The sequence below is a fragment of the Stella humosa genome, from assembly GCF_006738645.1.
Classification (GTDB): Bacteria; Pseudomonadota; Alphaproteobacteria; order ATCC43930; family Allostellaceae; genus Allostella; species Allostella humosa.
Window position 1 is genome coordinate 2573579 of the sequence record NZ_AP019700.1, and the last position, 24980, is coordinate 2598558.

Annotated in this window: 25 protein-coding genes; 19 read left to right on the forward strand and 6 right to left on the reverse strand. The window is 68.9% G+C overall.

Features of this window, described 5'->3' with window-relative positions; translation table 11 throughout:
* Positions 1-4 precede the first annotated feature (4 nt).
* On the forward strand, positions 5-1129 hold the full coding sequence (locus STVA_RS12080) for a branched-chain amino acid ABC transporter substrate-binding protein (protein WP_123688192.1): 1125 nt from the start codon (positions 5-7) through the stop codon (positions 1127-1129).
* Positions 1130-1284: 155 nt separating this feature from the next.
* On the opposite strand, the gene STVA_RS12085 is transcribed toward STVA_RS12080, so the two are convergent.
* Positions 1285-1734 carry a Ros/MucR family transcriptional regulator gene (locus STVA_RS12085; RefSeq protein WP_123688193.1) on the reverse strand — a complete coding sequence of 150 codons (450 nt, stop codon included), beginning with the start codon at positions 1732-1734 and terminating at the stop codon, positions 1285-1287.
* A 279-nt stretch (positions 1735-2013) separates the two neighbouring features.
* Between STVA_RS12085 and rpiB the strand changes: the two genes are divergently transcribed.
* From rpiB to STVA_RS12140, 11 genes are all read left to right on the forward strand, one after another.
* Positions 2014-2463, forward strand: a complete 450-nt coding sequence (gene rpiB, locus STVA_RS12090; protein ID WP_123688194.1) for a ribose 5-phosphate isomerase B — start codon at positions 2014-2016, stop codon at positions 2461-2463.
* 54 nt (positions 2464-2517) lie between these two features.
* A complete protein-coding gene (gene glyA / locus STVA_RS12095; RefSeq protein ID WP_123688195.1) occupies positions 2518-3801 on the forward strand; it encodes a serine hydroxymethyltransferase in 1284 nt (427 codons plus the stop codon).
* Positions 3802-3834: 33 nt separating this feature from the next.
* Entirely contained in the window at positions 3835-4293 is a 459-nt protein-coding gene (gene nrdR / locus STVA_RS12100; protein WP_123688196.1) for a transcriptional regulator NrdR, read from the forward strand.
* Positions 4294-4327: 34 nt separating this feature from the next.
* Positions 4328-5419: a bifunctional diaminohydroxyphosphoribosylaminopyrimidine deaminase/5-amino-6-(5-phosphoribosylamino)uracil reductase RibD gene (gene ribD, locus STVA_RS12105; protein WP_123688197.1), complete on the forward strand. Its 1092-nt coding sequence runs from the start codon at positions 4328-4330 to the stop codon at positions 5417-5419.
* Positions 5420-5546: 127 nt separating this feature from the next.
* Positions 5547-6140: a riboflavin synthase gene (locus STVA_RS12110; protein WP_123688198.1), complete on the forward strand. Its 594-nt coding sequence runs from the start codon at positions 5547-5549 to the stop codon at positions 6138-6140.
* Positions 6137-7258 carry a 3,4-dihydroxy-2-butanone-4-phosphate synthase gene (gene ribB, locus STVA_RS12115; protein WP_123688199.1) on the forward strand — a complete coding sequence of 374 codons (1122 nt, stop codon included), beginning with the start codon at positions 6137-6139 and terminating at the stop codon, positions 7256-7258. The genes STVA_RS12110 and ribB overlap by 4 nt, the downstream gene beginning before the upstream one ends.
* Position 7259: 1 nt before the next feature.
* Positions 7260-7718: a 6,7-dimethyl-8-ribityllumazine synthase gene (locus STVA_RS12120; protein WP_123688200.1), complete on the forward strand. Its 459-nt coding sequence runs from the start codon at positions 7260-7262 to the stop codon at positions 7716-7718.
* The gene (nusB, locus tag STVA_RS12125) at positions 7715-8254 is read left to right on the forward strand and encodes a transcription antitermination factor NusB (protein ID WP_245978175.1); all 540 of its coding nucleotides are present in this window, start codon (positions 7715-7717) and stop codon (positions 8252-8254) included. The genes STVA_RS12120 and nusB overlap by 4 nt, the downstream gene beginning before the upstream one ends.
* The gene (gene thiL, locus STVA_RS12130; protein WP_245978176.1) at positions 8229-9200 is read left to right on the forward strand and encodes a thiamine-phosphate kinase; all 972 of its coding nucleotides are present in this window, start codon (positions 8229-8231) and stop codon (positions 9198-9200) included. The genes nusB and thiL overlap by 26 nt, the downstream gene beginning before the upstream one ends.
* 34 nt (positions 9201-9234) lie before the next feature.
* Positions 9235-10425, forward strand: a complete 1191-nt coding sequence (locus STVA_RS12135; RefSeq protein WP_123688203.1) for an MFS transporter — start codon at positions 9235-9237, stop codon at positions 10423-10425.
* 175 nt (positions 10426-10600) lie between these two features.
* On the forward strand, positions 10601-12706 hold the full coding sequence (locus STVA_RS12140; RefSeq protein ID WP_123688204.1) for a sodium-translocating pyrophosphatase: 2106 nt from the start codon (positions 10601-10603) through the stop codon (positions 12704-12706).
* A 66-nt stretch (positions 12707-12772) separates the two neighbouring features.
* Here the strand turns inward: STVA_RS12140 and STVA_RS12145 are convergent, their stop codons facing one another.
* The gene (locus STVA_RS12145) at positions 12773-13549 is read right to left on the reverse strand and encodes a LamB/YcsF family protein (RefSeq protein WP_123688205.1); all 777 of its coding nucleotides are present in this window, start codon (positions 13547-13549) and stop codon (positions 12773-12775) included.
* A gap of 210 nt (positions 13550-13759) precedes the next feature.
* On the opposite strand from STVA_RS12145, the gene STVA_RS12150 reads away from it, so the two are divergent.
* From STVA_RS12150 to STVA_RS12170, 5 genes are all read left to right on the forward strand, one after another.
* Entirely contained in the window at positions 13760-14728 is a 969-nt protein-coding gene (locus tag STVA_RS12150; RefSeq protein WP_123688206.1) for a TRAP transporter substrate-binding protein, read from the forward strand.
* 82 nt (positions 14729-14810) lie between these two features.
* A complete protein-coding gene (locus STVA_RS12155; protein WP_123688207.1) occupies positions 14811-15362 on the forward strand; it encodes a TRAP transporter small permease in 552 nt (183 codons plus the stop codon).
* Between the two features lie 12 nt (positions 15363-15374).
* Positions 15375-16679 (forward strand): TRAP transporter large permease, encoded by a 1305-nt coding sequence (locus tag STVA_RS12160; RefSeq protein WP_123688208.1) that lies wholly within the window; start codon positions 15375-15377, stop codon positions 16677-16679.
* A gap of 4 nt (positions 16680-16683) precedes the next feature.
* Positions 16684-17406, forward strand: coding sequence for a 5-oxoprolinase subunit PxpB (gene pxpB / locus STVA_RS12165; protein ID WP_123688209.1), 723 nt, complete (start codon positions 16684-16686; stop codon positions 17404-17406).
* A 3-nt stretch (positions 17407-17409) separates the two neighbouring features.
* Positions 17410-18432, forward strand: a complete 1023-nt coding sequence (locus tag STVA_RS12170) for a 5-oxoprolinase subunit C family protein (RefSeq protein ID WP_123688210.1) — start codon at positions 17410-17412, stop codon at positions 18430-18432.
* Positions 18433-18435: 3 nt separating this feature from the next.
* Here the strand turns inward: STVA_RS12170 and STVA_RS12175 are convergent, their stop codons facing one another.
* The 4 genes from STVA_RS12175 to STVA_RS12190 form a co-directional block, all read right to left on the reverse strand.
* Entirely contained in the window at positions 18436-19998 is a 1563-nt protein-coding gene (locus tag STVA_RS12175) for a D-aminopeptidase (RefSeq protein ID WP_123688211.1), read from the reverse strand.
* A 65-nt stretch (positions 19999-20063) separates the two neighbouring features.
* Positions 20064-20444: an SEL1-like repeat protein gene (locus STVA_RS12180; protein WP_123688212.1), complete on the reverse strand. Its 381-nt coding sequence runs from the start codon at positions 20442-20444 to the stop codon at positions 20064-20066.
* 15 nt (positions 20445-20459) lie between these two features.
* The gene (locus STVA_RS12185; protein ID WP_123688213.1) at positions 20460-21419 is read right to left on the reverse strand and encodes a dihydrodipicolinate synthase family protein; all 960 of its coding nucleotides are present in this window, start codon (positions 21417-21419) and stop codon (positions 20460-20462) included.
* Between the two features lie 20 nt (positions 21420-21439).
* Complete coding sequence (locus tag STVA_RS12190; RefSeq protein WP_170216311.1) at positions 21440-22384, reverse strand: dihydrodipicolinate synthase family protein; 945 nt, start codon at positions 22382-22384, stop codon at positions 21440-21442.
* A 154-nt stretch (positions 22385-22538) separates the two neighbouring features.
* Here STVA_RS12190 and hydA point away from each other — a divergent pair, with 154 nt between their 5' ends.
* Together hydA and STVA_RS12200 are read left to right on the forward strand one after the other, a co-directional pair.
* Positions 22539-23999 (forward strand): dihydropyrimidinase, encoded by a 1461-nt coding sequence (gene hydA / locus STVA_RS12195; protein WP_123688215.1) that lies wholly within the window; start codon positions 22539-22541, stop codon positions 23997-23999.
* A gap of 38 nt (positions 24000-24037) precedes the next feature.
* Positions 24038-24976 (forward strand): N-carbamoyl-D-amino-acid hydrolase, encoded by a 939-nt coding sequence (locus STVA_RS12200; RefSeq protein WP_123688216.1) that lies wholly within the window; start codon positions 24038-24040, stop codon positions 24974-24976.
* Positions 24977-24980 lie beyond the last annotated feature (4 nt).

Consider the following 24980-nt stretch of genomic DNA (forward strand, 5'->3'; position numbering starts at 1 on the left):
TTCGATGCGCAGAGTGACAGGAATCGTCGCAGCCGCGGCGGCCGTGGTCGGCTTCGGCGGCATGGCGGCGGCGCAGGACATCATCATCGCGTCGGCCGGTCCGATGACGGGGCAGTACGCGGCCCTGGGCGAACAGCTTCGCCGCGGCGCCGAGATGGCCGTCGAGAACATCAATGCCAAGGGCGGCGTGCTCGGCCGCAAGCTGAAGCTGGAGATCGGCGACGACGCCTGCGATCCCAAGCAGGCCGTGGCCGTCGCCAACCAGCTCGCCGCCAAGAAGGTGGCCATGGTCGCCGGCCATTTCTGCTCGTCCTCGTCCATCCCGGCCTCGGCCGTCTACAACGAGAACGGGATCCTGCAGATCACGCCCGCTTCCACCAACCCGGCCTTCACCGAGGAAGCCGCCAAGAAGGGCTGGAAGAACGTCTTCCGCACCTGTGGGCGCGACGACGCCCAGGGGCTGGTCGCCGGCAAGTATCTCGCCACCAAGTACAAGGGCAAGCCGGTCGCCATCCTCCACGACAAGTCCGCCTACGGTAAGGGCCTGGCCGACGAGACCAAGAAAGCCATGAACGCCGCCGGCCTCAAGGAGGCGATGTACGAGGCCGTCACCCAGGGCGACAAGGACTTCACCGCGCTCATCAGCAAGATGAAGGCGGCCAAGGTCGAGGCGATCTATCTGGGTGGCTATCACACCGAAGCGGGCCTGCTGGTGCGCCAGGCGCGCGAGCAGGGCTTCAATGCCCAGATGATCTCGGGCGACGCGCTCGTCACCGACGAGTTCTGGAAGATCACCGGCAAGCCGGGCGAGGGGACCCGGATGACCTTTGCGCCCGATCCGCGCCGGTCGCCGGATGCCAAGGATGTGGTCGCCCAGTTCAAGGCGAAGAACTACGACCCCGAGGGCTATACCCTCTACACCTACGCTGCGGTCCAGGCCTGGGCGGATGCGGCGACCAAGGCCAAGTCGATCAAGACCGCCGACGTCGCCAAGGCGCTGCGCGGCAACAAGTACAAGACCGTGATCGGCACGCTCGACTTCAACGACAAGGGCGATATCGTCAATCCGCAGTACGTCTTCTACGAGTGGAAGGACGGGAAGTACGCGGAGATCGGCTCGGGCACCTGATCCTGCTCTGACGGTCGCGGAACAGCGAACGGCCCGGCGGGAAACCGCCGGGCCGTTTCGATTCTGGCGATGAGTCCGGCAGTCGCACTCCAAACGACGACGGCCCGGCGGTTTCCCGCCGGGCCGTCTGTCCTTCCGGCCGGGGCCGAAGGGGGTTACTTCTTGCTGCCGCGGCGGCCGGTGCTGCGCCCGCCGGTACGACCCAGACCGATCTTCTTGGCGAAGTCCGAACGCTGGGCGGCGTAGTTGGGGGCGACCATCGGGTAGTCCGGCGCCAGGCCCCACTTTGCCCGGTACTCTTCCGGCGTCATATTGTAGGTCGTGCGCAGGTGGCGCTTCAGCATCTTCAGCTTCTTGCCGTCCTCGAGACAGATCAGATAGTCGGGATTGACCGACTTCTTCACCGAAACAGCCGGCTTCAGCGGCTCGGACTTCACTTCGGGCATGCCGCTGTCGAGCGCCTTCAGCGAGGTATAGACCGCGCCGATCACGTCGGAAATCTGGGTTGCCGGCAGAACATTGTTGCTGACATAGGCGGCGACGACCTCTGTCGTCATCCGCAGCAACTCCTCATGCTGATCGCTGCTCATCTGCTCTTCATCCATGGAGAAACATCCCTACAGTCGAGGTAAAGATGATCGGAAAATGGCATGGGCAGACAACGGAAGTCAACGCTTGCAAGTCCTGAATAGTCTTTCAGACAGGGGATGCACGCCGCAAAATCCCGGAAATCCATCACTTGTCTGCGCGCATGCCACCGTTGCCGCCCCGGATGCCGGCGGATTCTGCGACTCGCCGGCAATGGCGGCAAAGGCTGGTGGGCTTCTGGCAGCGGGCGTCGACATATGGTATTGGAAGCGAGCAATCTTCAGGAACGGGAAGACATGCCTGCCGCGCTGACGACGCCGGAAGTGATCGCCTTGGCCTCCGATCATGCCGGGGCCAATCTAAAGTCGATCCTGGCGGGTGAACTGGAGCGTCTGGGCTTCCAGGCCCTCGATCTCGGGACCGACGCTTCGAAGCCGGCGGACTATCCCGACATGGCCGAGCGGCTGGCCGACGCCCTGGCCGACGGCCGGGTGCAGCGCGGCGTGCTGGTATGCGGCACCGGCATCGGCATCTCCATCGCGGCCAACCGCCACCGCCACGTCCGTGCGGCACTTTGCCACGACGTGACGAGTGCCCGCCTGTGCCGCGAGCACAACGATGCTAACGTTCTGGCGCTCGGCGAACGGCTCATCGGGGCCGAGGTCGCCAAGGAGTGCCTCGCGACCTTCCTTTCGACCGGGTTTGCCGGCGGGCGACACGTCCCGCGTGTGGCCAAGCTCGGCTGATACCACCCTACAGCCAGCGGATTTCCATAGATGTCTCTGCCCCAGGCGAATGCGATGGCCGACGACGGCTTCTTCACTGCACCCCTGTCGGCGTCGGATCCGGCACTGCTGGCAAGCATCACGGACGAACTGCAACGGCAGCGCTCGCAGATCGAGCTGATCGCGTCCGAGAACATCGTCTCGCGCGCGGTGCTGGAGGCCCAGGGCTCGGTGCTGACGAACAAGTATGCCGAGGGCTATCCCGGCCGCCGTTATTATGGCGGCTGCGAGTATGTCGACGTGGCCGAGGAACTGGCGATCGAGCGGGCACGCAAGCTCTTCGCCTGCAACTTCGCCAACGTTCAGCCGCACTCCGGTGCGCAGGCCAACCAGGCCGTGTTCCTGGCCTTGCTGAAGCCGGGCGACACCATCCTCGGCATGACGCTGGCGGCCGGCGGCCATCTGACCCACGGCGCCCCGCCCAACCTGTCGGGCAAGTGGTTCAACGCCATCGGCTATGGCGTGCGCCGGGACGATGCGCTGATCGACTATGACGAGGTGGCCCGCCTTGCCCGCGAGCATCGCCCGAAGCTGATCGTGGCCGGCGGCTCGGCCTATCCGCGGGTGATCGACTTCGAGCGCTTCCGCGCGATCGCCGACGAGGTCGGGGCCTATCTGATGGTCGACATGGCGCATTTCGCCGGCCTGGTGGCCGGCGGCGCCCATCCGAGCCCGCTGCCGCACGCCCATGTGGTGACGACGACGACGCACAAGACGCTGCGCGGCCCGCGCGGCGGCATGGTGCTGTCGATGGACGAGGAGATCGGCAAGAAGATCAACAGCGCGGTCTTTCCCGGCCTGCAGGGCGGCCCGCTGATGCATGTTATCGCCGCCAAGGCCGTCGCCTTCGGGGAGGCCCTGCGCCCGTCCTTCGCCACCTATGCCCAGACGGTGGTCGACAATGCCCGCACGCTGGCCGCGACGCTGACGAAGCGGGGCCTGGCCATCGTCTCCGGCGGCACCGACACGCACCTGATGCTGGTCGACCTGCGGCCCAAGGGCACGACGGGTCGCGACGCCGAGAAGGCGCTCGAGCGTGCCTTCATCACCTGCAACAAGAACGGCATTCCGTTCGATCCCGAGAAGCCGATGGTGACGTCGGGCGTGCGTCTTGGCACGCCGGCCGCCACCACGCGCGGCTTCGGCCAGGCGGAGTTCGCGCGCGTGGGCGAACTGATCGGCGACGTGCTCGAGGAGCTATCCAAGGGGCGGGAGGCCAACGGCGCGGCGGAAGCGGCCGTGCGCGCCGAGGTCGAGGCCCTGACGGCAAGGTTCCCGATCTATCCAGGTCTCGCCTGAACGCGGGCGGGAAGCATCCAGGGGGGAAGTGCGATGCGATGCCCGTTCTGCGGGTCGGACGACACGCAGGTCAAGGATAGCCGGCCGACCGACGACAAGGCGGCGATCCGCCGCCGGCGGTCGTGCCCCAATTGCGGGGCACGGTTCACCACCTTCGAGCGCGTGCAACTGCGCGAACTGACCATCGTCAAGAAGACGGGGCAGCGCCAGCAGTTCGACCGCGACAAGCTGGCCCGGTCGATCTTCATCGCGCTGCGCAAGCGCCCGGTGGAGCCCGAGCGGATCGAGCGGGTCATCAACGGCATCGTCCGCCGGCTGGAGAGCGCGGGCGAGAGCGAGATCCCGTCCGACATGATCGGCCAGTACGTGATGGAGGCCCTGTCGCAGCTCGACCCGGTCGCCTATGTCCGCTTCGCCTCGGTCTATCGCAACTTCCGCGAGGCCAAGGACTTCGAGGATTTCGTTGGTCGGCTCGGCGGTGACCCAGACTAGGGCGCCAGATCCGGGATCCGACGATGTCCGCCACATGCGGGCGGCCCTGGCGCTGGCGGATCGCAACCTTGGCCGCGTATGGCCCAACCCGTCCGCGGGCTGCGTCATCGTGCGCGCCGGGCGCGTGGTCGGCCGCGGCTGGACCCAGCCCGGCGGCCGGCCGCATGCCGAGGTCGAGGCGCTGGGACGGGCAGGGGCGGCCGCCCGCGGTGCCACGGTCTATGTCTCGCTCGAGCCCTGCTGCCATTGGGGACGCACGCCACCCTGCACCGACGCGCTGACGGCGGCCGGCGTCGCGCGCGTCGTCTATGCCGTCGACGACCCCGACCCGCGCGTCAGCGGCAAGGGGGCGGAGCGGCTGCGCGCGGCCGGCATCGACGTCCGTTCCGGCGTGCTGGCAGCGGAGGCCGAGGCGCTCAACGAAGGCTTCTTCCGCCGCATGCAGGACGGCCGGCCGCTGGTGACGCTGAAGGTCGCGACCAGCCTGGACGGCCGGATCGCTGCCCATACCGGCGCCAGCCGCTGGATCACCGGCGCGCCCGCCCGCGCCCACGGCCATCTGCTGCGCGCGCGCCATGACGGCGTCATGGTCGGCATCGGCACGGCGCTGGCCGACGAACCACAGCTCACCTGCCGGCTGGCCGGCCTCGAGGACCGCCACCCGGTGCGCATCGTCGTCGACAGCCGCCTGCGCCTGCCGTTGACCGCCCGGCTGGTCCAGGAAGCGGCCGAGGCGCCGGTCTGGCTGTTGACGCTGCCCGATGCCGACCCGGCCCGCCGCCATGCCTTCGAGGATTGCGGCGTCACCGTCATCTCCGTATCGCCGCGCGAGACCGGCACGCTCGACATGGCGGCCGCGATGGCGGCCCTGGCCGGGCGCGGCCTCACCCGGGTGCTGGTGGAGGGCGGCGGCCGGCTGGCGGCGACCCTGCTGCGCGACGACCTGGTCGATCATCTGGAGTGGTTTCGTGCCCCCACCATCATCGGCGGGGACGGGGTGCCGGCGGCGGTCGCCTTCGGCATAGTCCGGCCCGACGACGCGCCGCGGTTCGAGCGCGTCGCGGTGCGGGAACTGGGCGTGGATATCCTGGAGCGTTACCGGCGCCTTCGTCATGAACGGGTTTGACGCGCCGGGCGGGAAGCCTTAGACCGCCTCCCGCATCGACCGCCGCCCGTCCCTGGCGAAGCGGCGGGTGCGGCACCAACTGAAGCGATGCCGAGGCCCGCCGGGCCCAATCCAGGATCGAGGCACCATGTTCACCGGCATCACCGTCGATCGCGGCCGTGTCTCCGCAATTGAGGCAAGAGGGGACACTTACCTCACGATCGACACAAGGCTGCCGCCGCGCGACCTGGCCGACGGCGCGTCCGTCGCCTGCAACGGCTGCTGCCTGACGGTGATCGCGGCGGGCGAGGGCTGGTTCCAGGTGTCGGCGTCGGCCGAGACGCTGGCCTGCACGACGCTCGGTGCCTGGCGGGTGGGCACGACCGTGAACCTGGAAGCCGCATTGCGCCTGGGCGACACGCTGGGCGGCCATCTGGTATCGGGCCATGTCGATGGCCTGGCCATCCTGGCCGACGTCCGGCCGGAGGGCGACAGCGTGCGCATGCTGTTCGACGTGCCCGAGCATCTGGCGCGCTTCGTCGCGGCCAAGGGGTCGGTGGCGCTGGACGGGGTGTCGCTGACGGTCAACCAGGTTGACGGTCGCCGCTTCGGCGTGAACATCATCCCCCACACCCTCGCCGTGACGACGCTGGGCCAGGCCAAGCCGGGCGACGCGGTCAATTTCGAGATCGACACGATCGCGCGATACGTCGCACGTCTTCTGGGAAAGGACGCAGCGTGAGCTTTACCGAGGTCCAGTCGCCGATCGAGCAGATCATCGAGGAGGCGCGCAACGGGCGCATGTTCATCCTCGTCGACGACGAGGACCGGGAGAACGAGGGCGACCTCGTCATCCCCGGCCAGATGGCCACGCCCGAGGCGATCAACTTCATGGCCAAGCATGGGCGCGGCCTGATCTGCCTGGCGCTGACCCGCCGCCGGGTGGAGGCGCTGGGCCTGCCGCTGATGCCGCAGCAGAACGCCTCCCGCCTGTCGACCGCCTTCACCGTCTCGATCGAGGCCAAGGACGGCGTCACCACCGGCATTTCCGCGCCGGACCGCGCGCGCACCATCGCGGTCGCCATCGACCCGGGCGCCGGGGCCGGCGACATCGTCACGCCCGGGCACATCTTCCCGCTGGTCGCGCGCGACGGCGGCGTGCTGGTGCGCACCGGCCATACCGAGGCCGCGGTCGACATCTCGCGCCTGGCAGGCCTCAACCCCTCGGGCGTGATTTGCGAGATCATGAACGACGACGGCACCATGGCGCGCCGGGCAGACCTGATCGCGTTCGCCCAGCTACACGGGCTGAAGATCGCCACCATCTCGGACCTGATCGCCTATCGCCGCCGCCACGACCGCATCGTCGAGCGCGCGGTGGAAAGCACGCTGGAAAGCCGCTTCGGCGGCGGTTTCCGCATGTGCGTCTACGTCAACAAGGTGGCCTATGCCGAGCATATCGCGCTGGTGAAGGGCGACCTGTCGGCGCCGGGCCCGGTGCTGGTGCGCATGCATGCGCTGAACGTGCTGGACGACGTGCTGGGCGACACCGGCAGCGGTCGCGGCGGCGAGCTTGAAGCCTCCATGCGCGCCATCGGCGAGGCCGGCCGCGGCGTCGTGGTGCTGATCCGCGAACCCCTGCCTTCCAGCCTGACCGACCGGGTGCGCTCGAAGGTGCGCGGCGAGCCGCAGACGGGTGGCGAGCTGCGCGACTATGGCGTCGGCGCGCAGATCCTGCTGGATCTCGGCGTGCGCGAGCTGATCTTGCTGTCGAACCGGCCAAAGACGCTGATCGGGGTCGAAGGTTATGGCCTGACCGTGGTCGAGCAGCGCGCGATTTCCGATGGAACGGATCATTGAGATGAAGCAGCCCCATATCCTGATCGTGGAAGCTCGCTTCTACGACGACCTGGCAGATGAACTGGTGAAGGGCGCCGTCGGCCGGCTGGCCGCCGCCGGCGCAACGCACGACCGCATCTCGGTCCCGGGGGCGTTCGAGATCCCGGCAGCGATCGCGTTCGCCGAGCGCGCCGGCCGGGCGGTCGCCAGCGCCACCCGCTATGACGGCTATGTGGCGCTCGGCTGCGTCATCCGGGGCGAGACGACCCACTACGACTATGTCTGCGGCGAGAGCGCGCGCGGCCTGCAGGACCTGGCGGTGCGCGACGGGCTGGCGATCGGCTATGGCATCCTGACGGTCGAGAACGGCGCCCAGGCCTGGGCGCGTGCACGCGTCAGCGAAAAGAACAAGGGCGGCGATGCCGCCACCGCCTGCCTGGCCATGATCGAGCTGAAACGCAAGCTGGGGCTGCGCTCGTGACCGACGAGACCCCGACCGCGCCTGCGGCCACCGGCACGACCGGCGCCCGCCGTTCCTCCCGCCTGGCCGCCGTGCAGACGCTCTACCAGATGGAGTTCACCGGCACCTCGGCCCGGCTGGCGATTGCCGAATTCATGCGCCACCGCCTGGGCACGACCGCCGACCCGACCGCCGATGCCGGCGAGGAGGAGCCGCTGGAGGCGCCCGATCGCCTGCTGTTCGCGGCCATCGTCGAGGGCGTGAAGGACCGCACGGGCGAGCTCGACACGCTGATCGGCTCGGCCCTGTCTGGCGAATGGAAGGTGGAGCGGCTGGAGGTCATCCTGCGCGCCATCCTGCGGGCGGGCACGTTCGAGCTGCTGACCCGGCCCGACACCGCGCCCGCCATCATCATCAACGACTATGTCGACGTCGCCCATGCCTTCTTCACGCAGAAGGAGCCGGGCCTGGTGAATGCCGTCCTGGACCGGCTGGGGCGCCGCCTGCGCCAGGGGATGGAGGAGGGGCGGCGTGCCGGAACCGGCACCGCTGGGTGAGTTCGACCGGATCCGCCGCCATTTCCGGCCGCTGACGGCGAACAGCCCGGGCGCACTCGACCTGACCGACGATGCCGCCCTGCTGGCGCCGTCGGCGGGGCACGAGCTGGTGGTCACGGTCGATGCCTTGGTGGAATCGGTGCATTTCCGCCCCGAGGACCCGCCGGACCTGGTCGCGCGCAAGATGCTGCGCGTCAACCTGTCGGACCTGGCGGCCATGGGCGCCCGTCCGCTCGGCTATGTCATGACCACCGCCCTGCCGCTGCGCTGCGGGGAGGACTGGCTGGCGGCGTTCGCGGCCGGCCTGGCGACCGACCAGGCGGAATTCGCGGTCGGGCTGCTGGGGGGCGATTCGGTGGCGACACCCGGCCCGATCACCCTGTCGCTCACCGCCTTCGGCGAGGTGCCGGCCGGTGCCGCCATCCGCCGGAACGGCGCCCGCGCGGGCGACACGGTATTCGTCACCGGCACGATCGGCGACGGCGCCCTGGGGTTGCTGGCGCCGACCGGGCGCCTGGATTTCCTGGACGAAGAGCATCGCCGGTTCCTGGCCGATCGCTACCTGCTGCCCCGGCCGCGCTGTGCCGTGGGACCGGCATTGCGCGGGATCGCGCACGCCATGCTCGATGTCTCGGACGGGCTGCTGGGCGACCTTGGCCACATCACGGAGGGTTCCGGCGCCGCGGCCGAGATCGACCGCGACCGGGTGCCGCTGTCGCCGGCCGCCGGGGCGGCCGTCGCGCATGACCCAGCACTGTGGGACGTCGTGCTCGGCGGCGGGGATGACTACGAGCTGCTGTTCACCGCCTCCGGGCCGGTTCCGCCGATGATCGCCGGCGTGCCGGTGACGTCCATCGGCCGGGTAGTGGCGGGGTCGGGGGTTCGCGTGCTAGACGGCTCGGGTCGTTCGTTGACGGTGGCCGCGTCGGGCTATCGCCACTTCTGACGCGGTTCCCCACCTCCGCGGAAGTGTAGCATCCATGTCTGCGCCCGTTCCGTTCGCCGCGAAGGCGAACGTCGCCCTTCTTGCGCTCTGCCAGGCCCTGTCGATGACCTCCACCAACGTGATCATGGTGGTGACGGGGCTGGTAGGGCTGTCGCTGGCCGACGACAAGTCGCTGGCGACCGTGCCGCTCGGCCTGCAGTTCACCGCCATGATGCTGTCGACGGTGCCGTCGGCCGTGATCATGAAGCGGTTCGGCCGCCGCGTCGGCTTCACCTGCGGATCGGTCACCGGCATCGCAGGCGCGCTGCTCGCCACCTGGGCAATCCTCGAGGCCTCTTTCTGGGGCTTCGCCGGGGCCAGCTTCGTCATCGGCTTCGCCAACGGCGTCTCGCAGCTCTACCGCTTCGCCGCCGCCGACGCCGCACCCGAGCAGTTCCGCAGCCGCGCCATCTCGCTGGTGATGGCGGGCGGCATCATCTCGGCCTCGTTCGGGCCGGAGTTCGCCAAATGGTCGCGCGACCTGCTGGCGCCGGTGCTGTTCGCGGGCTGCTTCCTGGTGGTGGCCGCCCTCCATGCCAGTGCTGTCGTGGTGCAGCAGTTCTTGCGCATCCCGCCACCCAGCCGCGCCGAACGGCGCGACCAGGGGCGCCCGCTATGGGAGATCGCGCGCCAGCCGACCTTCATCGTCGCCGTGCTGGGCGGCATGATCGGCTATGCCGTCATGTCGCTGGTGATGACCTCGACGCCGCTTGCCATGGCCGCCTGCAACCTGCCGTTCGAGGACTCGGCCTTCGTCATCCAATGGCATGCGCTGGGCATGTACGTCCCGGCCTTCTTCACCGGGCACCTGATCCATCGATTCGGCGTCATCAACGTCATGCTGGCCGGCATCGCGCTGAACGTCGCCTGCATCGTCATCAATATTTCCGGCCTGGATCTCCTCAATTTCTGGACCGGCCTGATGCTGTTGGGCGTGGGCTGGAATTTCGTCTTCGTCGGCGCCACCACGCTCCTGACCCGCACCCACACCATCTCCGAGCGCGCGAAAGTCCAGTCTTTCAACGATTTCCTGGTCTTCGGCCTGGTCACGATCGCATCCTTCTCGTCGGGCGCCCTCTTGCAGAACCTGGGCTGGTCGGCCGTCAACCTGGGCGTGGCACCGCTGCTGCTGGCCGTGCTGGCGGCGATCCTCTGGCTGCGGGCGCGCCAACCCGCCCTGGCCTGAGGCCGCGGCGCCCTGCCTAGAAATAGTCACCAAACCGCCTCTTGTTGCGCGGAATTGGGGCTTCTGGCATAACCCGCGCCGCTCTTGGGGGTGCCGGCCCGCGTGCCAGGAGGAGTGCGCGCGAGCCAGGCGGCAGGACCGTTCGCGGTCCCGGAACGTAAAGAAGGATGGGGCAATGACTGCGGCCTACTGGTTCACGCTCGCCTGCGGCGTGCTGGCGCTACTATATGGAGCATATGCCAGCCGCCTGGTTCTCGCGGCGAGCCCCGGCAATGCGCGCATGCAGGAGATCGCGGCTGCGATCCAGGAAGGCGCGCAGGCTTATCTCAATCGCCAGTACCGGACCATCGCCATCGTCGGCGTGGCGGTCTGCATCGTGCTGGGGCTGTTCCTCGGCCTGCATGTCGCCATCGGCTTCATCATCGGCGCGGTGCTGTCGGGCGTGGCCGGCTATGTCGGCATGAACGTCTCGGTGCGCGCCAACGTCCGCACGGCAGAGGCCGCGCGCCGTGGCCTGCAGCCGGCGCTCGACGTCGCCTTCCGCGCCGGCGCCATCACCGGCCTGCTGGTGGTCGGCCTGGGCCTGCTGGGCGTTGCCGGCTATTACGGCGTCCTGCTCGCCTGGAAGGGTGCGGCCACCGACGCCAGCCTGCGCGCCGTGCTGGAGGCCCTGGTGGCGCTCAGCTTCGGCGCCTCGCTGATCTCGATCTTCGCCCGTCTAGGCGGCGGCATCTTCACCAAGGGTGCCGACGTCGGCGCCGACCTCGTCGGCAAGGTCGAAGCCGGCATCCCCGAGGATGACCCGCGCAACCCGGCCGTCATCGCCGACAACGTCGGCGACAATGTCGGCGACTGCGCCGGCATGGCCGCCGACCTGTTCGAGACCTATGCGGTCACGATCGTCGCCACGATGCTGCTGGCCGCCATCTTCTTCGCCGATGCGGCGCAGAAGGCGGCGATGATGATGTACCCGCTGGCCATTTGCGGCGGCTGCATCATCGCTTCGGTGATCGGCACCTTCTTCGCCAAGCTCGGCCCCAGCAACAACATCATGGGCGCGCTCTATCGCTCGCTGATCGTGTCGGCCGGCATCTCGCTGGTCGTCATCGTCGCCATCACCCACTGGATGGTGGGCCTGTCGAGCACGCTGACCCTGCCGACCCAGACCATCACCGGCATGAGCCTGGTGTGGTGCGCCATCATCGGCCTGGCCGTCACCGGCCTGCTGGTGTGGATCACCGAGTACTACACCTCGACGGCCTATCGCCCCGTCCGCAGCGTCGCCAAGTCGTCGGTCACGGGCCACGGCACCAACGTCATCCAGGGTCTCGCCATCTCGATGGAGGCGACCGCCCTGCCGGTGCTGGTGATCTGCGCCGGCATCATCGGCGGCTACCTCGTCGCCGGCATCTTCGGCATCGGCATCGCCGCCACCACCATGCTGGCCCTGGCCGGCGTGATCGTGGCGCTCGATGCCTACGGCCCGGTCACCGACAACGCCGGCGGCATCGCCGAGATGGCCGACCTGCCCAAGGACGTGCGCAAGACGACGGACGCGCTCGACGCGGTCGGCAACACCACCAAGGCGGTGACCAAGGGCTATGCCATCGGCTCGGCCGCGCTCGCCTCGCTGGTGCTGTTCGCCTGCTATATCGAGGACATCCGCCACTACTTCCCCAACGTCAACGTCACCTTCAACCTGCAGGACCCCTACGTCGTCGTCGGCCTGTTCGTCGGCGGCATGCTGCCCTTCCTGTTCGGCGCCATGGGCATGACCGCCGTCGGCCGTGCCGCCGGCGCGGTGGTGGTCGAGGTCCGTCGCCAGTTCAAGGAAATCCCGGGCATCATGGCAGGCAAGGCCAAGCCGGACTACGGCGCGGCGGTCGACATGCTGACCAAGGCCGCGATCAAGGAGATGATCATCCCGTCGCTGCTGCCCGTGGCCGCACCGATCATCCTCTTCATCGTCATCGCGGCCATCGGCGGCAAGGTCGCGGGCTTCGCGGCGGTCGGCGCCATGCTGCTCGGCACCATCGTCACCGGCCTGTTCGTCGCCATCTCGATGACCTCGGGCGGCGGTGCGTGGGACAACGCCAAGAAGTTTATCGAAGAGGGCAACTACGGCGGCAAGGGGTCCGACGCCCACAAGGCGGCGGTCACCGGCGACACCGTTGGCGACCCCTACAAGGACACGGCCGGCCCGGCCGTGAACCCGATGATCAAGATCACCAACATTGTGGCAATCCTGCTCCTGGCGATCCTTGCCAAGATCATGAACTGACGGTCCGAGCAGGACCGGCGGGCAAAGGCCCCGGGGGAAACCCAGGGGCCTTTTGTCTGTGCGGGCCTACCCGATGAACTGGCTGAGCGGGCGGACGACGACGCCGGCCGCCTCCAGCTTCTGGCGCAGCATGCGGGCCATGGCCACCGCGCCCTCGGTATCGCTGTGGACCGAGACGGTGTCGATGGCGGCGGGAATGCGCTTGCCCGAGACGCTGCGGATGGCGCCGTCCTCGATGAAGTCGAGGATGCGACGCGCGCATTCGTCGGCATCGTGCAGCACGGCGCCGGGCAGGTTGCGCCCGACCAGGTTGGCGTCATCGTCATAGGCGCGGTCGGCGAAGATCTCGCGCGCGATCGGCAGCCGGGCGCGTTCGCCCGCCCGCTCCAGCTCGGTATTGGGCATCGCCATCAGCACCAGCCCTGGATCGACGGCGCGCACCGCACGCGCGATGGCGTCGGCCATGGCGGCATCGACGCAGGCCATGTTCGACATGGCGCCATGCGGCTTCACATGGGTGACCCGGTGGCCGGTGACGTGCGCCATCGCCTGGATGGCACCCAGTTGGTAGACGATCATCTTCTCCAGGTCGGCCGGGCGCTCGCCGACGATGCGGCGGCGGCCGAACCCCCACAGGTCGAAGAAACCGGGATGGGCGCCGACATCGACGCCGTTGGCCTTGGCCGTCGATACCGTCTCATGCATCACCAGCGGGTCGCCGCCGTGGAAGCCGCAGGCGACGTTGGCCGAGGTGACGATCGACAGCATCGCCTGGTCGTTGCCGATGCGATAGGCGCCGAAGCTCTCGCCCATGTCCGAATTGATGTCGACGGTCTTTGCCATTCTCGCCTTCTCCGATCAACGTCCCAGCCGCCTCGCAGCTATCGCGGTACCCGCCGCCATGGTCAAGCCGTCCGCCTTGCAGTGCAGCAACGGCCCTTGACCGTACGCGACCGGCACGCGAACAATGGCAGCTCAGGGGCGGGCGGCAAGCATGTCCGAAGAGACCAGCCGGATCGCGCGCTTCATCGTCGCAATAGGGGAGATTTGCGGATGCGTTCGATCGTGACTATGGCTGCCGTTGCGGTGGCAATGTCGGCTGGCGGTGCCGTCGCCCAGACCAAGTGGAACATGCCGACGGCCTATCCGGACGGCAACTACCACACCCAGAACATCCGCTGGTTCGCCGACGAGGTGAAGAAGGCGACCGGCGGCAAGCTCGAGATCATCGTTCATTCGAACGCGGCCCTGTTCAAGATGCCGGAGATCAAGCGCGCGGTGCAGACCGGCCAGGTACCGATCGGCGAGATCCTGCTGTCAGCCTATGGCAATGAGGATCCGATCCTGGAGGCCGACAGCCTGCCGTTCCTGGCCGCCGGCTACGACAATGCCTGGAAGCTCTACCAGGCGCAGCGCCCCTACATGCAGGCGAACTTCAAGAAGCAGGGCATCACGGTCCTCTATTCCGTGGCGTGGCCGGGCCAGGGTGTCTATTCCAAGGCGCCGATCAACACGCTGGCCGATTTCAAGGGCATGAAGTTCCGGGCCTACAACGCGGTGACGGCGCGCCTGGCGGAACTGATTGGCGCGCAGCCGGCCACGGTCCAGTCCGCCGAAGTGCCGCAGGCCTTCTCGGCCGGCGTCATCAGCGCGATGATCACGTCCGGCGCCACCGGCGTCGACACCAAGGCGTGGGAGTTCTCGAAGTTCTTCTACGAGACCGAAGCCATGCATCCGCGCAATGGCGTGCTGATCAACGACCGGGCGTTCCGGCGTCTGCCGGAGGCGCAGCAGCAGATCGTCCTGAACATCGCGGAACTGGCCGAGAAGCGCGGCTGGGAGATGATGCAGAAGGTCTCCGACGACACCAAGATGACGCTCGCGAAGAACGGCATGACGGTGGCCAAGCCGCCGGCCGCGCTCCAGGCCGACTACCAGAAGGTTGGTGCGGCACTGGTATCCGAGTGGGAGAAGAAGGCCGGCGCAGACGGCGCCGCACTCGTCGCCAAGTACCGCCAGTAGACTGGCATCCAGCCGCGGGCCGGCCCGACAGGGGCCGGCCCGCTTCGAATCCGGGCACTGGATTCGCGGAGGAGAGGATCGGATGCGGCGGTTCCTGGACGGCCTCTACAGGGGCAGCGGAATTCTTGCCTGCGTGTTCATGGTCGGGGTCGCCGTCATGATCCTGGCGCAGATAGCCGGTCGAACGACGGGCATCCTCGTGCCGTCGGCGGACGACATATCCGGCTACTGCATGGGCGCATCCACGTTCTTTGCTCTGGCCTACTCGCTGCGGCGCGGCGGGCACATCCGGGTCGAACTTCTGCTCCAGCGGTTCGGGCCAGGCCTGCGGCGGGTATTCGAGATCTGGTGCCTCGGCATCGCCAGCGCCATGACGGCCTATGCGACCTGGTGGTGCATCTTCCTCACCTGGGAATCCTTCATGCTGGGCGACGTGTCCCCGGGTGTCGTCCCCATCCCACTGTGGCTGCCGCAACTGTCCATGAGTGCCGGCATCACCCTGCTGATGATCGCGTTCGTCGATGACCTGGTGACGGTGCTGCGCGGCGGGCGGGCCTCATACGAGTCCGCCAACGCGACGCTGCTCGAATCCGACCGGCTCGGCGATGTCGCCGTCGCCCCCAAGGCCGGCTGAGGAGGGCCCCCAGTGGACATCATCGGCATCTCCCTCTTCCTGATCATCCTTCTCTTCCTCCTGCTCGGCAGCGGGCTCTGGGTCGCGCTGTCGCTGCTGGGCGCCGCCCTGGTGGCGATGGAGTTCTTCGCCGGCACCGAGACCGGAACGGTGATGGCCACCAAGTTCTGGGATTCCACGACCGGATGGACGCTGACCGCCCTGCCGCTGTTCATCTGGATGGGCGAGATCCTGTTCCGCACCAAGCTTTCCGAGGACATGTTCGAGGGGCTGGCGCCATGGATGGCCCGGCTGCCCGGACGCCTGCTGCATGTGAACATCATCGGCTGCGGCATCTTCGCGGCCGTTTCCGGCTCGTCGGCGGCGACCGCCGCGACGATCGGCAAGATGTCGCTGCCGGAACTGAAACGCCGAGGCTACGACGAAGGCATGGCGATCGGCACGCTGGCGGGTTCCGGCACGCTCGGCCTGATGATTCCGCCCTCGATCATCATGATCGTCTATGGCGTCGCCGCGGACGTCTCGATCGGAAAGCTCTTCATCGCCGGGGTTCTGCCGGGGATCCTGCTGATCCTGCTTTTCATGGGTTATGTGATCGTCTGGGCCAAGCTGAACCCGTCGCGCGTGCCGCCGGCCGATCACGATTACACATTCAGGCAGCGCCTGTGGGCATCGCGGCGGCTGATCCCGGTCGTGCTGCTGATCGCGGCCGTCATCGGCTCGATCTATGGCGGTGTCGCCACGCCGACCGAAGCGGCGGCGCTGGGCGTCGTCGGCGCGTTGATCCTGTCGGGCGTCACCGGCACGCTGAATGCGCGGAGCTTCGGCGACAGCCTGATGGGCGCCACCGTCACGTCCTGCATGATCGCCTTCATCCTGGCCGGGGCGGCGGTGCTGACGATCGCGATGGGATTCACCGGCATTCCGCGCGTGATGGCGGCCTTCATCGGCGAGATGGGCCTCAGCCCCTGGAAGCTGCTGTTGGCGCTGACGATCGTCTACATCATCCTCGGCTGCTTCCTGGACGGGATCTCCATGGTGGTGCTGACCACGTCGGTCGTGCTGCCGATGGTGCAGGCGGCCAATATCGACCTGCTGTGGTTCGGCATCTACATCGTTCTGGTGGTCGAGATGGCGCAGATCACGCCGCCGGTCGGCTTCAACCTCTTCGTGCTGCAGGGCCTGACGGGCAAGAACATCTTCCGGATAGCCGCGGATACCGCGCCGTTCTTCTGCCTTCTGGTGGCGGCCGTGGTGTTGCTCTGGTTCTTCCCGGCAATCGCCACCTGGTTGCCCGAGCAGATGATCGCGCGCTGAGCAGATGGGGAACGGTGCCTATGACCGCCCGCGCTTCCTGCCGGCGGGCGACGCGGCGCTGACGGTCGAACTCGGGGATGCCGTCGACGCGGTGGTGAACCGCCGGGTGCTGGAGTTCGACCGGCGGGTGCGGGCGGCCGCCATTCCCGGGCTGCTGGAGAGCGTTCCGACCTATCGCTCGCTCTTCGTGCAATATGATCCGGGGCTGGCCGCCTTTGCCGGGCTGGTCGAGGCGTTGGGGCCGCTCGTGCCGGCCGAGGACGTGCCGGCCGAGGGGCGGCGGTGGCTCTTCCCCGTCTGCTACGGCGGGGAGTTCGGCGCCGATCTGGAGTTCGTTGCCGAGACGCACGGCCTGACGCCGGAGGCGGTGGTCGACATCCACCTGTCGGCCGAGTATCGCGTCTACATGATCGGTTTCGCGCCAGGCTTTGCCTATATGGGCGGGCTGCCGGCGGCGCTGCACACGCCGCGCCGGGCCAGCCCGCGGCTGCGCATCCCCGCCAACTCGGTGGCGCTGGGCGGCATCCAGGCCGGCATCACCTCGATCCCGGTGCCGAGCGGCTGGCACCTGCTGGGGCGGACGCCGGCGCAGATGTTCGACCTCGGTCGCGGCGACGACGCCTTTCTGCTGGCGGCGGGCGATGTGGTGCGGTTCGAGCGCATCGACGCTGCGACCTTCGCCGCGCTGGAGGCGGCCGGCGGCCTCATCGCCCGCCGGGTAGGCTGAGCGATGCCGACGCTGCTCGTCCGCGAGCCCGGGCTGCTGGCGACCGTGCAGGATGCCGGCCGTGTCGGCTGGCAGCGCTTCGGCGTCGTCGTCGCCGGCGCCATGGACCTGCATGCGCTGCGTGCCGGCAACGCGCTGGCGGGCAATCCGCCCGGGGCGGCCGCGATCGAATTCACCTTCACCGGCGGCAGCTACGCGGTCGAGGGCGGGCCGGTGCGCCTGGCCGTGACGGGCGGGGATTTCGCGCTTTCCGTGGATGGCCGGCCGGTGCCGGCCTGGCATTCCTTCCTGCTGCGGCCGGGAGAGGTGCTGGCGATCGGCCGCGCGCCCGACGCCCTGCGCGGCTATCTCGCCTGCGCCGGCGGACTCGACGTGCCGGTGGCGCTCGGCAGCCGGTCGACCCATGTGCGCTCGGGCATCGGCGGCTGGCAGGGCCGGGCCTTGCGCGGGGGCGACGCGCTGCCGCTGGGCTCGGCGGAGACGGACCCCGGCGATCTGGAACTCCCGCCTGACGCCCGGCCGCGGCAGCGCAACCGCCTGCGGGTCGTGCTCGGGCCGCAGGACGGCTACTTCACGGACGAGGCCATCGCCACCCTGGGTGGCGGCCGCTTCACCATCACCGCGGATGCCGACCGGATGGGCTATCGCCTGGCCGGCCCGCCGCTGCGTCATCGCGGCGCGGACAACATCGTGTCGGACGGCATCGCGCTCGGCAGCGTCCAGGTGCCGGCCAGCGGCCAGCCGATCGTTCTGCTGGCAGATCGGCAACCGACCGGCGGCTATCCCAAGATCGCGACGATCATCACGCCCGACATCGGCAGCATCGCCCAGTTGGCCCCGGGCACCAGCGTCGCCTTCGAGATCGTCACGCCGGACGAGGCCCGGCGGATCCGCCGCGACTGGGACGCGGCGATGGAAGGGTTGCCAGCTCTGATGCGCCCGTCCGGCGGTGCCGGCGACCCGTTCGACAGCCAGCGGCTGCTGGCCCTCGACCTGGTCGGCGGATTCCTGCCGGACGCGGACTGAGCCTCAGCTAACCCGCGCATAGTCCAGCCGCCGCGCCAGCCAGCAGCCGACCGCGACGCCATCGACGCGGCCGGCGCTGTCGCGGCGGAAGGCCAGCGTCCAGTCGCCGGGCGGCGTGTGGTCCAGCGCGCGCGGGCAGGGCAGGGTCCAGAGGTCCGGGCCGACCGGGTCCAGCAGTTCCATCCGGCCCTGGCCGAGGAAGCCCGAGAAGCCGCCATAGAGCGCGCCGCCGGCATCGACCACGGTCACCTCGGCGTCCAGTTCCGCGCAGCGATAGCGGCCGGCCATGTCCATGCCGGGCGGACCGTCGCAGGGCACGAGGCGCGAGGTCTGGTTCTCCTGCGGGCGATCCATCCACAGGCCGCCGTCGCCGGCGTGCAGGCGTGTGCGCACGGTACCCGCACTGCCGTCGGGTTGGAGGTCGACGCGCTCGGCCGCATGGCCGAAGCGCAGCCGCACCTGGCCGGGGCCGGCCCGGTCGATGCGCGCCGACAGGCCCGTCTCCGGCTCGATGTAGTGGCCGAGCCACTCGGGCATCGGAATGTCGCCCGCGGGCTTGGGCCGCTCGACGCCGAGGGCGGCCGCCAGCAGGTCCATCATCGCACCGGCGGCATCGGACAGGTGGTTCAGCATGACCACGACCGAGATACGCTCGCCCGGCAGGTAGATGCGGTTGCTGCGCCAGCCGCGCAGCGCCCCGCCATGGCCGATGGCGGCATGGCCAAGCTCCGTCGAGCGCCCGAGCCCGAAGCCGTAGCCGGCCACGGCGCCGTCCGCGAAATGCACTGGCGCGGACAGCCGGGCATGCAGCGAGCCCGCGTCCTCGCGCGTGGCGTCGATGTGGCGCTCCCACGCGATCATGTCGTCCAGGCTGGCGCCGATGCCGGCATCGCCGGTCCACAGGATCCGGTTCTCGGCGGCGCGGAAGCCGGCCACCTGGTTGCCCTCGTAGCCCTCGGTGCCGTCCGGCATGGCGCGGGTGTCGGCCGCCACGAAGGCGCCCTCCATCCCGACCCGGTCGAAGATGCGGGCGCGCAGCAGCTCGTCGAAGCTGCGGCCAGTCCGCTCCTGGAGGATCTCGGACAGGATGCGGAAGTTCTGGTTGCAGTAGGAATAGCGGGTGCCGGGCGCGAACTGGAGCGATCGCGTGGCCGCGATGAGGCGCGCTGCTTCCGTGTCGCCGAATGCCGATTCGACGGGCGCACCTTGCAGCATGGCGACCGCCCAGTAGTCGCGCAGGCCGGACTGGTTGTGGCAGAGGTGGAGGGCGCCCGGCGCCGCGCCGTCCAGCAGCGGCAGGTGGCGCCGCACGTCGCCATCCAGCACGGACGGATCGGGAAAGGCATCCAGCACCAGGCCGCAGGTGAACTGCTTGGTGATGGAGCACATGCGGAAGGAAGAGCGCGGCGTGAAGGGAATGCGCCGCTCGGCATTGGCCCAGCCCCAGGCATGGCGGACCAGGACTTCGCCCTCGCGCAGCACGGCGGCAGCGCCGCCCGGGCCGGGATAGGTGCGGGGAAGGGCGGCGAGCGCGCGTTCGAGACGGGCGGGGAGGGTGGCTGTCATGGCCCAACCCTCGCCCGCCGGCCGCGGATTTGTAAAGGCGGGACGACGGCCCGCCGGCCGGCTTTCTAGCTGCGGCGGCCGCGCATGGCGCGGTACTCGCCCGCCCGGCGCATGCCTTCCTCGACCTCGGCCTGGGACATGGTCGGGCCGATCGACTGGATGGCCTCGGCCGCGGTGCGGTCACCCTTGGCGGCCGCGATGGCGAACCACTTGTAGGCTTCGGCCTTGTCGGTCGGCACGCCCGTGCCCTCGGCGTAGAGCGAGCCGATGCGATACTGGGCGCGCGTCACGCCATTGTTGGCCAGCGGCATCCACTGGTTCAGCGCGCAGCCGAAATCGTTGAATTCGTAGCACCGCAGGCCGGCCGCATAGTCCTGGGCCGAGGCCGTGGCGGGGGCCGCGAGGGCGAGGGCCGAGGCGATGAAGGCGATCGAACGAATCCGCATGGCGGGCTCCTGTCGTTATTGCGCAGCCGTCGGCAGGGTCCGCCCCATCTCCGCGAGGCGACGCGCCAGCCGTGCCAGGAGCGTGTCCAGCTCCGCCCGGTCCGTCGCGTCGAGCGCCGGGCCGGGGGCGCGTGTCCTGGCGGTCGCTATAACGCCGTTGCGGCGAAGCAGTTCCTTGCGGACTGCGAGGCCAAATCCCGGCTGCTGTTCATGCCGTACCAGCGGCAGGTAGGCGTCGAACAGGTCCTCGGCCGCTTCCACGTCGCCGGCATGGAACAGGCGACAGACCTCGACCAGCATCTCTGGCACGCCGAAGCCCGTCATGCAGCCATCGGCGCCGCGCCGCATCTCCTGCATCAAATAGAGGCCGCCATTGGCGGTCAGCACGCTGACCCGCCGCCGCAGGCCGGCCGCCTCGTCGGCACGCAGGCGCGTCAGCTTGCGCAGGCCCGGGCAGTCCTCGTGCTTGAAGACGACGATGCTGGAATGGTCGGCGATCACCCGGTTGATCGTGGCGACCGACATCCAGACCTGGGATGCCGGCGGATAGTCCTGCAGCACGATCGGCACTGCCTGGCCGATCTCACCCACGAAGCTGTCGTAGTAGCCGATGACCTGGTCCTCGGTGCGCAGACCCAGCGGCGGCGACAGCATGATGCCACCCGCGCCCAGGTCCATCGCCGCACGGGTCAGGTCGCCCGCCAGGCGGTGGCCGGGGGCGCTCACCCCGACCACGACGGGCACGCGACCCGCCACCCGCTTCACCACGCGGGCGGTGAAGCGGATGCTCTCTTCCTGGCTGAGGCGGGTGTTCTCGCCCATGATGCCGAGGATGGTCAGCCCGTCGACGCCGCACCCCAGATAGTAGTCGACCATGCGGTCGGTCGATTCGAGGTCGAGGTCGCCATTGTCGGCGAAGGGCGTGGCGGAGATGATCCACACGCCGCGCGCGTTGGCGTCGATGAGGGCTACCATGGCTTCGGGCTCCCGGACCGTCAGGCCGCGATGGCGCGCTGGCCGAGGATCGGCGCGAACTGCGGCTGCTTCTCGAGCTTGCCGAACAACTCGGCCTCCTGGGCGGCCGGCAGCGGCTTGTTGGGCGGCAGGATGTTGCCCCAGCCCTTGTCGCCGGTGATCTTGCGCATGACCGACTTCAGCCCGGCGATCGGCGGGTAGCCCTGGAGTGTCAGGCGCGTCTCGGTCAGCTCGGCCTGGAGCTGGTCGGCATCGGCACCCTGCCAGGCCTGGTAGACCTTCTGGGCCAGCGGGCCGGTGACGTTGGTGGTGGCCGAGATGCAGCCGACGCTGCCGGCGCGCAGGTTCGCCAGCAGGAACTGCTCGGAGCCCGAGAACACGCCGAAGCCGGGGAAGGTCTTGATGAAGGAGGCGGTGTTGTCCCAGTTGCCCGAGCTGTCCTTCAGGCCGGCGATGGTTTCGCCCGGATAGGCCTTCTTCAGGCGCTCGACCAGCGACAGGGTGATCGGGATCACCGCCTGCTGGGGGAAGTGATAGAGGTACATGCGCAGGCGCGGGTCGGCGACCCGCTGCACGATCTCCGAGAAGAAGGCGAAGAGGCCGTCCTCATCGACGTTCTTGTAATAGAAGGGCGGCAGCAGCAGGACGCCGGCCGCGCCCGCCGTCACCGCCGCGCGCGACACCCGCACCGCATCCGCCAGCGAGCAGGAGCCCGTGCCGAAGATGGTGCGGTCGCCCGGCAGGCCCGCCTCGGCCGACGCCTCGATCAGGCGCAAGCGGTGGTCGACCGACAGCGAGTTCGCCTCGCCCGTGGTGCCGAGCGGCGCCAGCCCGTCGCAGCCATTGGCCAGCAGCCAGCGGCTGTGGGCGACGAACGCCTTCACGTCCGGCTCCAGGTTCTGGTCGAACGGCGTCAGCACGGCGGCATAGACGCCGTGGGGACGGGGGTGGGCGGACGTGGCCATGGGCAAGGTTCCTCTCCGGCGGAAGCGTTTGGATGGCATCTGAGGTAGCAGAAATCGTGGCAGGCGGCAAAAGCCGTGCGGGCGGAAGCGGCACCGGTATAATCCCTGCAACCTTCGCCCGCCGGCCCATCCCTCGTCCTGCCCAGGAGTGCCCATGACCGCGTTCGATCTCGTCGTCCGCAATGGCCGCGTCGCCACCGCCGCCGACCTGTTCGAGGCCGACATCGGCGTGAAGGATGGGGTGATCGTGGCCCTCGGTCGCGGCCTGCCGAAGGGCACGCGCGACATCGACGCTGCCGGCCGGCTGGTGCTGCCGGGCGGCATCGACAGCCATTGCCATGTCGAGCAGACCTCCTCCAGCGGCATCATGACGGCCGACGACTTCTACTCGGCCACGCGCTCGGCCGCCGGCGGCGGCACGACGACGATCATCCCCTTTGCCGCCCAGCATCGCGGCATGTCGCTGCGCACGGTCGTGCGCGACTACCACGCCTGCGCCACGCCCAAGGCCGTGATCGACTATGCCTTCCACCTCATCGTCTCGGACCCGACCGAGACGGTGCTGGGGCAGGAACTGCCGGCCCTGATCGCCGACGGCTACACCTCGTTCAAGATCTACACGACCTACGACATGCTGAAGCTGAACGACCGGCAGGTGCTGGACGTGCTGTCGATCGCAAGGCGCGAGGGCGCGCTGACGATGGTCCATGCCGAGAACCACGACATCATCGCCTGGCTGTCGGATAAGCTGATGGATGCCGGGCTGACCCAGCCCAAGTTCCACGCGGTCGCCCATGCCCGCACCGCCGAGCGCGAGGCGACGCACCGCGTGATCTCCCTGGCCGAGCTGGTCGACGTGCCCGTGCTGATCGTCCATGTCTCGTCGGCCGAGGCGATCGAGCAGATCCGCATCGCCCAGAACCGCGGCATCCGCGTCTTCGGCGAGACCTGCCCGCAATACCTGTACCTGACCGAGGACGACCTGGATAAGCCGGGGTTCGAGGGCGCCAAGTGCATGTGCAGCCCGCCGCCGCGCGACAAGGCCAACCAGCAGAAGGTGTGGGACGCGCTGTCCCAGGGCGTGTTCCAGGTCTTCTCGTCGGACCACGCGCCCTACCGCTACGACGACCCGGAAGGGAAGATGAAGCACGGCTCCAACCCGCCCTTCAAGAAGGTGGCGAATGGCGTGCCCGGGCTCGAAGCGCGCCTGCCGCTGCTGTTCCACGGCATCTCGGAAGGCCGCATCGACCTGCACCAGTTCGTGGGCCTGGCCGCCACCAACGCCGCCAAGCTCTATGGCATCTATCCGCGCAAGGGCACGATCGCCATCGGGTCCGACGCCGACCTGGCGATCTGGGACCCCGAGAAGGAAGTGACCATCCGCCAGGCCGACCTGCACGACGCCATGGACTACACCCCCTATGAGGGGCTGACGGTGAAGGGCTGGCCAGTCATCACCATCTCGCGCGGCGAGGTCGTGGCCGAGGATGGCAAGGTGACGGAGGAGCGTGGCCGCGGCCAGTTCCTGCGCTGCGACCGCTCGCCGCTGGCACGCTCGACCGGCCGCCGCGTCACCGGCTTCGACCCCGTTTCCGGCCGGCTGCCCGGCCTCTGATCCGCCATCCGAACCATCCAGCCATTACGAGGCAAGCCATGTCCCGTCTTCTTACCGTGGGTGCGGCCCAGATGGGCCCGATCCAGCGCGCCGAAACCCGCAGCCAAGTGGTGGCCCGCCTGCTCGACCTGCTGCACCAGGCCCATTCGCGCGGCTGCAACCTGGTGGTCTTTCCCGAACTCGCACTCACCACCTTCTTCCCGCGCTGGCTGCTCGAGGATGCCAACGAGCTCGACGCCTTCTTCGAGAAGTCGATGCCCAACGCCGACGTGCAGCCGCTGTTCGACGAGGCCAAGCGCCTCGGCATCGGCTTCTACCTGGGCTATGCCGAGATCGCCGAGGAGGAGGGGCGGAGCTGCCGCTTCAACACCGCCATCCTGGTGGCGCCCAACGGCGACCTGATCGGCAAGTATCGCAAGATCCACCTGCCGGGCCATGCCGAGTACGAGCCGCAGCGGCCGTTCCAGCACCTGGAGAAGCGGTACTTCGAGATCGGCAACCTGGGCTGGCCGGTGTGGCGCGCCTTCGGCGGCATCATGGGCATGGCGATCTGCAACGACCGGCGCTGGCCCGAGACCTTCCGCGTCATGGGGCTCCAGGGCGTCGAGCTGGTCATGCTGGGATACAACACGCCGGAGTTCAACGCGGCCATCGTCGAGCCCGGCTATCACCGGATGATGCACCACTACCTGACCTGCCAGGCCGGCGCCTACCAGAACGGCACCTGGGTGGTGGCGACCGCCAAGGCCGGCGTCGAGGAGGGCTGCATGCTGATCGGCGGCACATGCGTCGTCGCCCCCTCGGGCGAACTGGTCGCCGTCGCCTCGACGCTGGGCGACGAGCTGCTGTCCTACACCATGGACCTGGACGCCACGGTGCCGATCAAGACCAGCGTCTTCAACTTCGCCAAGCACCGCCGGACCGAGCATTACGGCATGATCGTCGAGCGCACCGGCGCCATCCTGCCGCCGGCATAGGGGC